Raw genomic sequence first — 11,961 nt, 5'->3', positions numbered from 1 at the left:
GCGTAGAGCGCCTTCTCGGTCGGCCACTGCTCGAGCAGTTTCTTCGCAGCGGGAGTGAGTTCGCCGTCCTTCCAGTTGATCAGTTCATCAAAGTTTTCGGCCGGCTTGCCGCACTGCTCGAACAAGCCCTTGGCGATCTTCAGCGACTGGCGCTCGCGCGCGACGCGGGCCTGTTGCTCCACATGCTTGTGATAGTCACGCACGGTGTCGGCGATTTCGGCCAGGTAGCGGGTGCGCTCCGGCGGCACGATGGCGCGGCCAATCGACGAGGAGCGAGTAGTGACCTTGGGCAGCTTGCCCGGCTTGACCTTTAGCCCCTTGTCGATCAGTGCCGGCAGCATGGTCTGATACAGCGCGGTTACGCCGTCATCGTTGAAGCGCGCGGCCATGGTGCCGAACACCGGCATCTGCTCGGTGGGCGAAGAGAACAGTTCGCGGTTGCGCTGGTACTGCTTGCGCACGTCGCGCAGCGCGTCGTCCGCGCCCTTGCGGTCGAACTTGTTGATCGCGACGAAATCGGCGAAGTCGAGCATGTCGATCTTCTCGAGCTGGCTCGCGGCGCCGAACTCGGGCGTCATTACATACAGCGACAGATCGACGAAGGGCACGATGGCGGCGTTGCCCTGACCGATGCCGGAGGTCTCGACAATGACCAGGTCGAAACCCGCGAGCTTGGTCGCCGCGATGACCTCGGGCAGCGCGGCCGAGACTTCCGAGCCGGTGTCGCGGGTGGCGAGCGAGCGCATGTAGATATTCTCGTGCTCGATCGCGTTCATGCGGATGCGGTCGCCCAGCAGCGCGCCGCCGGTGCGCTTGCGTGAGGGGTCGATGGAGATGATCGCAAGCTTGAGCTTGTCCTGCTGGTCGAGGCGGAAGCGACGCACCAGCTCGTCGGTGAGCGAGCTCTTGCCCGCACCGCCGGTGCCGGTAATGCCCAGCGTCGGGGTGGTGAGCTTGGCCGCGGCCTCCTTGAGCGCGGCCTTGACGTCGTCGCCGTAGCCACCGTTTTCGAGCGCGGTGATCGCCTTGGCGAGCACCCGGCGGTCACCGGCCTTGAGCGCCTTGATCAGGTCAGCCGACTTGGCCGGGGCTTCGTGGGTCAGGTCCACATCGCAACGCTCGACGACGCTGTTGATCATGCCCTGCAGACCGAGCTTGGCGCCGTCGTCCGGCGAGAAGATCTGGGTCACGCCATAGGCGTGCAGATCCTTGATCTCGGCCGGCACGATCACGCCACCGCCGCCGCCGAACACCTTGATCTTCTCGCCGCCGTTGGCCTTGAGCAGATCCATCATGTACTTGAAGAACTCGACGTGACCACCCTGGTAGCTGGTGATCGCGATGCCCTGTACGTCTTCCTGCAGCGCGGCATTGACGATCTCGCCGACCGAGCGGTTATGCCCAAGATGAATGACTTCGGCGCCGGTGGACTGAAGAATCCGCCGCATGATGTTGATCGATGCGTCATGGCCGTCGAACAGCGCGGCGGCGGTGACGAAGCGGACCTTGTTCTTGGGTTTGTATGTCGCGAGCTTGTTGGCAACGGCGAGATCGGTCATGGCGGCTTCTTGTCCTGTCAGCAAGGTTTGCGGTTCGGGCAGGCACGCATCGTTCGACGCGTGCTGCATCTTGTCTCAGCGTTCAAGTCTAGACGCCCGCCGCCGCCTGCGCCATGACCATGCCTGACTGATATCATGCAAATTCTGCCAACTTCATTCAGCCCGTATGTCAGGCGACATCGCAGCACAAACAGTGACCACTGCGGATTCCGCCACCCGTAACAGCGGCGCAACGGTGTCGATCGGCTTCGTCACCGGCATGCTCTCCGGGATGCGCTCTCGCGGCGAGAATGTCGACGATCTGCTGCGCGGGGCCGGCATTCCTCCAGCGGCAATCGACAATCCCGGAGCACGGGTGGCGCTGCGCAGTTACGCGACGCTGTACAAGTCGGTGACCGAGCACCTGGGCGACGAGGCTTTTGGGCTGTTGAACACCTCGCTGCGACCCGGGACCTTCGAATTCCTGTGTCGCGGCATGATCGGCAGTCCGTCGCTCGGCATCGCGCTGGAGCGTTGCGCGCGCTATCTTGCGGTCGTACTCCCTGATCTGAGGCTGGAAGTCGAGCGCACCCACAGTTGGGCGCTATTGCGCATCGTCGAACAAAGCCGCGTCGGCCACTCACGGGACGATGCCCGCCGCGTGTTCGCATTCGAATGGCTGTTACGGCTGGTGCACGGCCTCGCATGCTGGCTGGTGGCGCGCAGCCTCTCGCTGAGCTCGGTCGCCTTCCCGTTCCCACGCCCCACCCATGCCGACGACTACGCGCTCATCTATACCGCCAATTCGAGCTTTGACGCCAGCGCACTCGAGGCGAGCTTCCATGCCAACCTGCTCGATCTGCCGATCCGGAGGGACGACGCGGCGCTCGAATCCTTCCTGCAAAACGGGCCGGAAACCCTGACCATGCTTTACCGGCGCGACCGCGAAACCGTTCGCCAGGTTCGCGACGCATTGGCCGCGGCACTGCCGGCTTCGCCCGGCATCGACGACATCGCCGCCGACATGCATTTGTCGCCACGCACTCTGCACCGACGTCTGGTGCAGGAGGGTTCGAGTTTTCGCGCAATCAAGGACGCGTTGCGCCGCGACATCGCGCTCGCCCGTCTGGAGCGCGAAAACGTGCCGGTAAGCCAGCTCGCCCATGATCTCGGCTTTACCGACACCTCGGCCTTCTTCCGCGCCTTCCGCAAGTGGACCGGGCAGGCGCCAAGCCGTTATCGCTCGCGCTAGGCTCACTCGATGTTCTGCACCTGCTCGCGCATCTGCTCGATGAGCACCTTCATCTCCATCGCTGCGCCCGACACATCGCTGGCCGCAGACTTCGACGCCAGGGTGTTGGCCTCGCGGTTGAGTTCCTGCATCAGGAAGTCGAGCCGCTTGCCGGCCGTACCCCCTTTGGCGAGCACCCGGTCCACCTCTTCGATGTGCGCGACCAGGCGGTTGAGCTCCTCGGCCACATCCACCCGCTGGGCGAACATCGCGACCTCTTGGCGGATGCGATCCTCGTCGAGCGAGGCGGCCGCATCGCGCAGGCGGGCGGCGAGACGCTCCTGATGCTCGGCGACAATCTGCGGCACTCGCGGCTCGACCAGCGCGACCAGTTCTCGCATGCGCACCAGGCGCTCGCGAATCATCACTGCCAGCTTCTCGCCTTCGCGTGCCCGGCTGGCGACGAGTTCGTCTAGCGCCGCGCGCGCAAGCTCGGCGACCGCAGCCTGCAACGCGTCGCTGTCGACCGCATCTTCCGCGAGCACCCCAGGCCAGCGCAGGATCTCACCGACCGAGAGGCCACCCGCCTCCGGAAATCGTTCGCGCACCGACTGCTGGGCGCCCGCGAGCTGGTCAAGCAACTCGGCGTTGACCGCGAGCGAACGTTCCGCACCGCTACGCTGCTGGAGGTTGAGGCGGCATTCGACCTTGCCACGCTTCAGGCGGGCGGTAATCAGTTCTCGAATCACCGGCTCGGTGGTCCGCAAGTCTTCGCCGACGCGAAAGAACAGATCGAGAAAACGCGAGTTGACGCTGCGCAGTTCGAAACTGATCTGCGTGCCAGCCACGTCACGCGACTGCACCGCAAAACCTGTCATGCTGTGAACCATGGAGCAAGCCCTCCGGGATATTGCAGTTATCCGTTAAACTGCGTTTCCCGTATCTGAAATATTCGATGGGGATCGTGTCCAGCCCCAGGACTATTAGCCATGGCGGAGAATGAACGGCCAAGTTCGCGCCGGACACTGGTAAAGCGACAATAGTAGCCTTCTTGCAGATGCCACCTCAAGCTAATAGCCCCCTGCCGACAGGATTCCAGCTCGAACAATACCGTATCGAGCGGCAGCTCTCGCTGGGAGGTTTCTCCATTGTCTATCTCGCCTACGACGAAGACGACACCCCGGTGGCGATCAAGGAATACCTGCCCAACTCGCTGGCTCTGCGCAGCGAGGGCGACATCGCGCCGCAGATATCGGCCGAGAACATGCCGGCCTTCCGCTACGGCATGAAGTGCTTCTTCGAAGAAGGGCGCTCACTCGCCAAACTGATGCACCCCAACGTGGTACGGGTGCTCAACTTCTTTCGCGCCAACGGCACGGTGTATATGGTGATGCAGTTCGAGCACGGTCGAACGCTGCATCAGTACATCCAGAAGCACAAGGGCGAGGTGCGGGAGCGATTCATCCGCGCGGTGTTCACGCGCATGCTCAACGGATTGCGCGAAGTCCATTCCCACAAGCTGCTGCATCTGGACATCAAGCCGTCAAACATCTACCTGAGAACCGACGGCACGCCGGTGCTGCTGGATTTCGGTGCGGCTCGGCAGACGCTGCTGACTGGTCAGGCCTTTCTCAAACCGATGTATACACCCGGTTTCGCCTCCCCTGAGCAGTATGGCGACCGTGAATCCCTCGGCCCCTGGAGTGACATCTACAGTGTGGGCGCGAGCCTCTACGCCTGCGTGGTCGGCACCGCACCGCCGCGCGCGGACGAACGTAGCAAGAACGACACTCTGACGTCGCTGAGCCGCACGCACTCCGGGCGCTATTCAGAACAATTACTCGAAACCATAGACTGGTGTCTCGCGCTCGACCCGCTCGCCCGACCGCAGAGCGTGTATTCATTGCAGAAGGCCCTGATGCGCAAGCAACCTGGTGAAGCCATGCCGGCCACATGGTTCACCGACATCGGCACCCGTCTCAAATCCTTCATCGGGCGCGCCTGAGGATAGCCAGTGAAGTTCACGATCTACCAGGAAAGCCGCATCGGCAAACGCAAGTCCAATCAGGACCGCAACGCCTACTGCTATTCGCGAGACGCGTTGCTCATGGTCATCGCCGATGGCATGGGCGGCCACCTGCACGGCGAAGTGGCGGCCCAGATTGCGGTGCAGTTCATCGTGCAGACCTTTCAAAGCGAAGCCACGCCGACGATTGCCGACCCGGTGATATTCCTGTCGCAGACGCTGAACAGGGCACACAGCGCCATCCTCGACTACGCCTTCGACAAGGACCTGCCCGAGGCCCCGAGAACGACCATCGTCGCGTGCATCGTGCAGGACGGTGACGCCTACTGGGCACATGCCGGCGACTCGCGCCTGTATATCGTGCGGCGTGGTCACGTCGTCGCACAAACCCGCGATCACTCGCGCGTGCAGCTCATGCTCGACCAAGGGCTGATCGACGCCGAAGAGGCCGCCCGCCACCCCGGGCGCAACCGGATCTACAGCTGCCTGGGTGGCAGCCACGCACCGCAGATCGATTTTTCGCGCCGCTTCGCCCTCCGCGATGGTGACGTCATCGCGCTGTGCACCGACGGCTTGTGGGGGCCGGTTGGAGACATTGGCGTCATCCGCATGGCGGGCTCCAACGTCATGGCAAGCGCCCCGCGCCTGCTCGACGAGGCTGAAATACTAGGCGGCAAGACCTGCGACAATCTCTCGTTGATCACGATGTGCTGGCATGACGACGAGCAGCCCGAGCAGGCCGACTCGGTATCAACCCGGACTCTCGCGTTGAACGACTTCACCACCCGTCTTGACACCTTCGACCGCGGAAGAGGCGCTACCAAGGAGTTCGATCTCACCGACGACGAGATCGAACGGGCAATCGCCGAGATCAACGCGGCCATCAGCAAATACAGCAAATAGGAAGCCAATGAGATCAAGCCAACGCCAGGCCGACCAACTGCGCCCGGTGCGCATCACGCGCGACTTCACCCGACACGCCGAAGGGTCGGTGCTCATCGAGTTCGGCGACACCCGGGTGCTGTGCACCGCCAGCGTCGAAGAGTCGGTGCCGCCCTTCCTGCGCGGCAAGGGACAGGGCTGGCTCACCGCCGAGTACGGCATGCTGCCACGCTCCACCCACACGCGCAGCGCCCGCGAGGCCGCACGCGGCAAGCAAAGTGGTCGCACCCAGGAAATCCAGCGCCTAATCGGCCGCAGTCTGCGCTCGGTGGTGGACATGACTGCACTGGGCGAACGTCAGATCATCATCGACTGTGACGTGCTGCAGGCCGACGGGGGCACCCGCACCGCATCCATCACCGGTGCCTGTGTCGCGGTGCATGACGCACTGAACCTTCTGGTCGCCAACGGCACACTCGCCGCCAACCCCATGCGCGACATGGTGGCCGCGGTATCGGTCGGGGTCGTCGACGGCGTACCGGTGCTCGATCTCGACTACCCGGAAGATTCGGCCTGCGATACCGACATGAATGTCGTCATGACAGGCAAGGGCGGCTTCATCGAGGTGCAGGGCACCGCCGAAGGCCATCCTTTCTCTCGTGTCGAACTCAATGCCCTGCTCGAACTGGCCGAACGCGGGATCGCGCAATTGGTCGAAATGCAGAAGCAAACCCTCGGGATCTGACATGTTTCAAACGCTAGTGCTCGCCAGCAATAATGGCAAGAAGGCCGCCGAACTCGCCGCCTTGCTCGCACCACTCGGCATCACGGTCGTGCCGCAGTCCGATCTCGGCGTCGGCGAAGCGGAGGAACCTCACGCCACCTTCGTCGAGAATGCACTCGCCAAGGCGCGTCATGCCGCCGAGCACACCGGGCTGCCGGCCATCGCCGACGACTCCGGCCTGTGCGTCAGTGCTCTCGGCGGCGCCCCTGGCGTGCATTCCGCGCGCTACGCGGGCGAACCCAAGTCCGACGCGCGCAACAACGCGCTGCTGGTCGAACGGCTGGCCAATGTCGAAGACCGCCGCGCCTATTTCTATTCGGTGGTGGTCATCGTCCGCCACGCCGCCGACCCACAGCCGATGATCGCCGACGGGGAATGGCACGGCACGATCCTCGAGGCACCACGTGGCGAAGGCGGCTTCGGGTATGACCCGCTGTTCTATGTGCCCGAACTCGAACAGACCGCGGCCGAACTCGACCCGCCCCTCAAGAACACGCTCAGCCACCGCGGCGCGGCAATGCGTCATCTGCTCGACCGCCTGAGCCGACACATGGGTTGAACCTGGCATCCTCACCCGTGACACGCAAGACCATTCCCATCACGCCGGCGCACGCGGTTCGCCTCGAGCCGGCAGGCACCGGACAACGGATACAGCTCACCGCCTCGCCGCCGCTCGCGCTCTATATTCACTACCCCTGGTGCGTGCGCAAGTGCCCCTACTGCGATTTCAACTCGCATACCCTGCGCGGCGACGCCACGCCGGACACCGGACTGGAGGCGCGCTACATAGACGCCTTGGTCGCAGACATCGAAAGCGCGCTGCCACAGGTGTGGGGGCGCCGGGTGCATACAGTGTTCATCGGTGGCGGCACCCCGAGCCTGATGTCGGCGCCTGCGCTCGACCGTCTGCTCACCGCGGTGCGCACCCTGCTCCCGCTCGACCCGATGGCAGAGATCACGCTGGAAGCCAACCCCGGCACCTTCGAAGCCGCGCGATTCCGCGACTACCGCGCAGCAGGGGTGAATCGCCTGTCGATCGGCATCCAGAGCTTCGACGACGCGGCGCTGACGCGCATCGGTCGAATTCACGATGCCGACCAGGCCCGACGCGCGGTCGATATCGCACTGACGAACTTCGAGCGGGTCAATCTCGACATCATGTACGCCCTGCCCGAGCAGAACATGGCCGCCGCAATGCGCGACATCGACATCGCGATCGCGACCGGCGTCAGCCACGTTTCGGCCTACCACCTGACGCTGGAGCCGAACACCGCGTTTGCACACAGTCCGCCACCGCTGCCAGACTCCGACCTGTCGGCCGACATGCAGGAGGCCATCGAGGACCGCCTTGCCGCAGCCGGATTCGAGCACTATGAGACCTCGGCCTTCGCCCGCCCCGGCCAGCAGTGCCGACACAACCTCAACTACTGGCAGTTCGGCGACTACCTCGGCATCGGCGCCGGCGCCCACGGCAAGCTCTCCAGCCACGAGGGCATCGTGCGCGAGATGCGCCACAAGCACCCAACACGTTACCTCGAGGCGGCTGCGCGGCGGGATTTCGTGCAGGAGCGGCGCGAAGTGGCCGCAGCGGAGCTGCCCTTCGAGTTCTTGATGAACGCGCTGCGGCTCACCGACGGCGTGCCGACGGCGCTCTTCTCCGCCCGAACCGGGCTGCCGCTTTCGGTCATCGCGGACCGGATCGATCAGGCGGTCGCCGCGGGCCTGCTCGCCGCCGATCCGCTGACCTTGCGACCCACCGAACAAGGTCAACGCTTTCTGAACGACTTGCTGGCGCTATTCCTGCCGGAAGCCGAAGCAGCTTAGAAACCCGCACATTGCCGCTTCGGTCTGCGCTCCGACGGTGCGTTTCGCGTTCCGCTCAGCACATCCTATTGCGCTCCGGCCCTCGTACGACGCATTGACCGGCTTCGGATGGTGCGTTCGACCACAAATCCGTCTCCCTACGGCCCCTCGCAAAGACAGTGCGTGTAAAGATGCTGCGGGTCGTTCCACTCGAGCAGGGCTTCGGCATCGCGCTGCAGGCCGGTGAGCAACTGTCCCAGTGCCGACACGGTCGCCGGCGCGGTGTCGACACGCTGCAGCCCGAGGATCTCGCTGAAGCGGCGCAACAACAGGTCGCGTGGCGACAGACGCCCTTCGGGCCACACCACGTCGAACTCGCTCAGCCCGGCGCGCGCAGCCGCTGCAAGCACCGCGTCGTTGAGGCCACCCAGGCCATCGACCAATCCCAGCTTGCTGGCGGCCTCACCGGTCCACACCTGCCCTCTGGCGGCCAGATCGACCTCGCGTGGCGGCATGTCCCGTGCGCGGGCGACGGTGTCGATGAATCGCCGATAACCGTGCTCGATGGCGATCTGAAAAGCCTCGGCAGCCATCGGCTCTACCGGTCGCCGGGGATCGAAGGCGCCCGCAAGCGGTCCGGTCGCGACACCATCGACGGTGAGTCCAAGTCGCTCGAAGGGTTCGGCAAAGTTTGGAATCATCGCAAAGATGCCGATCGATCCGGTCAGGCTCACCGGATGGGCCCAGATCTCGTCTGCCCCGGCTGCAATCCAGTACCCGCCGGAAGCCGCCGTCGAGCTCATCGAGGCCACCACCGGTTTCCCGGCTGCCCGAGTGACTTCCAATTCACGGCGAATCAACTCGGAAGCCCACGCACTGCCGCCGGGGCTGTCGATGCGGATCACCAGCGCCTTGATCGAATCGTCTTCGCGCACATCGCGGATGAGGCGTGCGAGCGCATCGCCGCCGACCGATCCGGGGGAGCCGGAGCCATCGACAATGGAGCCCTGCGCCACCAGCACCGCCACCTTGGCGTCAGGCGTGGGCTGGCTTCGGACATGGCTCAGATAGCGTGACACGCCGACCGCCCGCAGGCCGTCGTCGCCCTCTTCCGCCTCATCCTCGCCGTCGACGGCATAGCGCTGGCGCAACAAGGTGCGCCACTCGTCGCGAGTGCTGAGCCGATCAACCAGCCCTGCCGCCACCGCCGCCTGCGCAGCGTCGCCACCTGCCGCCGAGAGCGCCGCACCGTAGTCCATGATGTAGTGGTCGAGCGCTTCCGGTTCGAGACCCCGGCTCGCCGCGATGTCCTCACGGAACACGTTCCACAACCCGTCGAGCAGGTCGCGGGAGTTGGCGCGATCCTCTTCCGACATGTCGGTACGGGTGAAGGGCTCGCTGAAGGACTTGTACTCGCCGACGCGGAACACATGCACCTTGATACCCAGCGTGTCGAGCGCGTTCTTGAAATAAGTGACATAGCGCGCCAGACCTCGCAACAGCACGAAACCATCGGGCGACAGATGGACCTCATCGGCGACGCTGGCAAGGTAATACTGACCCTGGCTGAAGCGCTCGCCGCGCGCGATCACCGGTTTGCCGCTCTCCTTGAAGGCCTCGATCGCCGCGCGCAATTCGGCGAGCTTGGACAGGCCGCCGGCCGACAACTGGTCGGTTTCGATCACCAGGGCGCGAATGCGGCTGTCGTCTCGCGCGGCATTTACTGCATCGAGAAGGTTGCGTAACGAAGTCTGGGACACACGGGAGCCGGCCGGACGCAGCAGCTCCAGCGGATCCTCGAGCCGCGCCTGTTCGACCAGCGCGCCTGCCGGGCGCAGCACAAGCACCGAGCCCTCGGGCAACTCGGCCTCCGGCCGCCACACCAGCGCGATGATCACACCGATCACAAGGAGAAAGACCAGGGTCAGGAAGCCTCGGCGCAGTGCATCCAGCCAGCGCCAAGTGTAGTAGAGCACCCGACCGATGAATCCGAACAATGCCTTGAACATGAGCTTGGACTCCTGTTAGTTCCTGATCGTACCTGGCGCTGGCTCAGCGCCGACGGAAAACCAGATCCCAGACGCCGTGCCCTAGCCGCAGCCCGCGCTGTTCGAACTTGGTCAGCGGGCGGTAGGCCGGGCGCGGAGCGTAGTCGGCAGCGGTGTTTTCGAGCAGGGGCTCCGCCGACAGGATATCGAGCATCCACTCGGCGTACTCCTGCCAGTCAGTCGCACAGTGCAGGTAGCCCCCGGGGGCGAGCCGTGACGCCACCAGCTTGACGAATTCCGCCTGGATGATGCGCCGCTTGTGATGGCGCTTCTTGTGCCAGGGGTCGGGAAAGAACACATGCACCCCGGCAAGTGCGCCCTCGGGAATCATGTCGCGCATCACCTCGACCGCGTCATGCTGCATGATGCGCAGGTTGCACAGGCTCTTCTCGGCGATCAGCTTGCACAGATTCCCCACCCCGGGGCCATGCACCTCGATTGCGAGAAAGTCCTCGTCCGGGCGTCCCTCGGCGATCGCAGCCGTGCTCTCCCCCATGCCGAAACCAACCTCGAGAATCCTTGGCGCTTCGCGGCCAAAGACTTCACCGAGGTCGATCGGCTCAGGCTGGTAGGAGATACCGATCTTTGGCACCCACTCGTCGAGATAGCGTTGCTGAGCCGCTGTCATGCGACCCTGGCGAAGTACGAAGCTGCGAATCGAGCGACTCGAGAACCTGGCCGGCTCGGACGCCTCGGCATCAACCTGGGGCGCATCCATTTGTGTCGTTTGTGTCATGCGGTGCACGCCCGCCGTGATCGCGGCGGGCTCGTGTGGCAGCGGAATCCGGTCCGCCGGATGGATCAGGAACCGATCAGTCCGCTCGTCGGGGAGCTCGGATCGGCGCTGTAGAGTTTGCGCGGCATGCGACCGGCGAGATAGGCGTCCCGCCCGGCTTCGACCGCCTTCTTCATTGCGCCGGCCATACGCACCGGGTCGCGCGCCTGGGCGATCGCAGTATTCATCAGGACGCCGTCGCAGCCGAGCTCCATCGCGATCGCTGCGTCCGACGCGGTGCCGACACCGGCATCGACGATCACCGGCACCTTGGCCGCGTCGATGATCAAACGCAGATTCCACGGGTTGAGGATGCCCATCCCGGAGCCGATCAACGAGGCCAGCGGCATGATCGCGACACAGCCAATGTCCTCGAGCATGCGGGCCTGGATCGGATCGTCCGAACAATACACCATCACGTCGAAACCATCCTTTACCAGTGTTTCGGCAGCCTTCAGCGTCTCGGGCATGTTGGGGAACAAGGTGTTCGGGTCGCCCAGCACCTCGAGCTTGACCAGCGCATGGCCGTCGAGCAGCTCGCGCGCCAGTCGCAGCGTGCGCACTGCATCGTCAGCGGAGTAGCAGCCGGCGGTGTTGGGCAGAATGGTGAAGCGATCCGGCGGCAGCACGTCGAGCAGGTTCGGCTCGTCGGCGTTCTGGCCGATGTTCATGCGGCGGATCGCCACGGTGACGATCTCGGCACCACTGGCGTCGATCGCACGCCGGGTCTCATCGAAATCCTTGTACTTGCCGGTACCCACCAGCAGGCGGGAGCCGTAGGACTTGCCCGCTATGACCAGGGAATCGTTCATCACAAGCCTGTCGAAATTCGGTGCGACAGACTCGTGCCGCACGCGCTGGAAAAGAAATGCGA

The 11,961-nt window shown here is 64.3% G+C and carries 11 protein-coding genes; 6 read left to right on the top strand and 5 right to left on the bottom strand.

Going from position 1 to position 11,961, the window contains the following annotated elements:
* On the bottom strand, nucleotides 1-1,559 hold a 1,559-nt coding region (locus GPA21_RS07360), incomplete at its 3' end, for a cobalamin-dependent protein (RefSeq protein ID WP_211163476.1).
* A 193-nt stretch (nucleotides 1,560-1,752) separates the two neighbouring features.
* Here GPA21_RS07360 and GPA21_RS07355 point away from each other — a divergent pair.
* Nucleotides 1,753-2,790, top strand: coding sequence for an AraC family transcriptional regulator (locus GPA21_RS07355; protein WP_339379854.1), 1,038 nt, complete (start codon nucleotides 1,753-1,755; stop codon nucleotides 2,788-2,790).
* Between the two features lie 2 nt (nucleotides 2,791-2,792).
* Here the strand turns inward: GPA21_RS07355 and GPA21_RS07350 are convergent, their stop codons facing one another.
* Entirely contained in the window at nucleotides 2,793-3,659 is an 867-nt protein-coding gene (locus GPA21_RS07350) for a YicC/YloC family endoribonuclease (RefSeq protein WP_168987555.1), read from the bottom strand.
* Nucleotides 3,660-3,826: 167 nt separating this feature from the next.
* On the opposite strand from GPA21_RS07350, the gene GPA21_RS07345 reads away from it, so the two are divergent.
* From GPA21_RS07345 to hemW, 5 genes are read left to right on the top strand one after another with little or no spacing between them, the layout of a single operon-like run.
* Nucleotides 3,827-4,774 carry a serine/threonine protein kinase gene (locus GPA21_RS07345; protein WP_168987554.1) on the top strand — a complete coding sequence of 316 codons (948 nt, stop codon included), beginning with the start codon at nucleotides 3,827-3,829 and terminating at the stop codon, nucleotides 4,772-4,774.
* Nucleotides 4,775-4,783: 9 nt separating this feature from the next.
* Nucleotides 4,784-5,698, top strand: a complete 915-nt coding sequence (locus GPA21_RS07340) for a protein phosphatase 2C domain-containing protein (protein ID WP_168987553.1) — start codon at nucleotides 4,784-4,786, stop codon at nucleotides 5,696-5,698.
* A 7-nt stretch (nucleotides 5,699-5,705) separates the two neighbouring features.
* Nucleotides 5,706-6,422: a ribonuclease PH gene (gene rph / locus GPA21_RS07335; protein WP_168987552.1), complete on the top strand. Its 717-nt coding sequence runs from the start codon at nucleotides 5,706-5,708 to the stop codon at nucleotides 6,420-6,422.
* 1 nt (nucleotide 6,423) lies between these two features.
* The gene (gene rdgB, locus GPA21_RS07330) at nucleotides 6,424-7,020 is read left to right on the top strand and encodes an RdgB/HAM1 family non-canonical purine NTP pyrophosphatase (protein WP_168987551.1); all 597 of its coding nucleotides are present in this window, start codon (nucleotides 6,424-6,426) and stop codon (nucleotides 7,018-7,020) included.
* A gap of 17 nt (nucleotides 7,021-7,037) precedes the next feature.
* Nucleotides 7,038-8,285, top strand: a complete 1,248-nt coding sequence (hemW, locus tag GPA21_RS07325) for a radical SAM family heme chaperone HemW (protein WP_168987550.1) — start codon at nucleotides 7,038-7,040, stop codon at nucleotides 8,283-8,285.
* A gap of 137 nt (nucleotides 8,286-8,422) precedes the next feature.
* On the opposite strand, the gene sppA is transcribed toward hemW, so the two are convergent.
* From sppA to GPA21_RS07310, 3 genes are all read right to left on the bottom strand, one after another.
* Nucleotides 8,423-10,273: a signal peptide peptidase SppA gene (gene sppA, locus GPA21_RS07320; RefSeq protein WP_168987549.1), complete on the bottom strand. Its 1,851-nt coding sequence runs from the start codon at nucleotides 10,271-10,273 to the stop codon at nucleotides 8,423-8,425.
* A gap of 43 nt (nucleotides 10,274-10,316) precedes the next feature.
* The gene (trmB, locus tag GPA21_RS07315; protein WP_168987548.1) at nucleotides 10,317-11,048 is read right to left on the bottom strand and encodes a tRNA (guanosine(46)-N7)-methyltransferase TrmB; all 732 of its coding nucleotides are present in this window, start codon (nucleotides 11,046-11,048) and stop codon (nucleotides 10,317-10,319) included.
* Between the two features lie 65 nt (nucleotides 11,049-11,113).
* Entirely contained in the window at nucleotides 11,114-11,899 is a 786-nt protein-coding gene (locus GPA21_RS07310; RefSeq protein WP_168987547.1) for a thiazole synthase, read from the bottom strand.
* Between the last annotated feature and the right edge of the window lie 62 nt (nucleotides 11,900-11,961).

This window comes from Azoarcus taiwanensis, from assembly GCF_012910885.1.
GTDB classification, from domain to species: domain Bacteria; phylum Pseudomonadota; class Gammaproteobacteria; order Burkholderiales; family Rhodocyclaceae; genus Azoarcus_F; species Azoarcus_F taiwanensis.
The sequence above is the reverse complement of the archived record's forward strand: the minus strand, read 5'-3'. Positions and strand labels throughout refer to the sequence as shown.

Excerpts from the sequence above, each read along its gene's own strand:
- trmB (WP_168987548.1), bottom strand. The coding sequence starts at position 11,048 with ATGACACAAACGACACAAATGGATGCGCCCCAGGTTGATGCCGAGGCG.
- rdgB (WP_168987551.1), top strand. The coding sequence starts at position 6,424 with ATGTTTCAAACGCTAGTGCTCGCCAGCAATAATGGCAAGAAGGCCGCC.
- GPA21_RS07310 (WP_168987547.1), bottom strand. The coding sequence starts at position 11,899 with ATGAACGATTCCCTGGTCATAGCGGGCAAGTCCTACGGCTCCCGCCTG.
- GPA21_RS07350 (WP_168987555.1), bottom strand. The coding sequence starts at position 3,659 with ATGGTTCACAGCATGACAGGTTTTGCGGTGCAGTCGCGTGACGTGGCT.
- GPA21_RS07345 (WP_168987554.1), top strand. The coding sequence starts at position 3,827 with ATGCCACCTCAAGCTAATAGCCCCCTGCCGACAGGATTCCAGCTCGAA.
- sppA (WP_168987549.1), bottom strand. The coding sequence starts at position 10,273 with ATGTTCAAGGCATTGTTCGGATTCATCGGTCGGGTGCTCTACTACACT.
- rph (WP_168987552.1), top strand. The coding sequence starts at position 5,706 with ATGAGATCAAGCCAACGCCAGGCCGACCAACTGCGCCCGGTGCGCATC.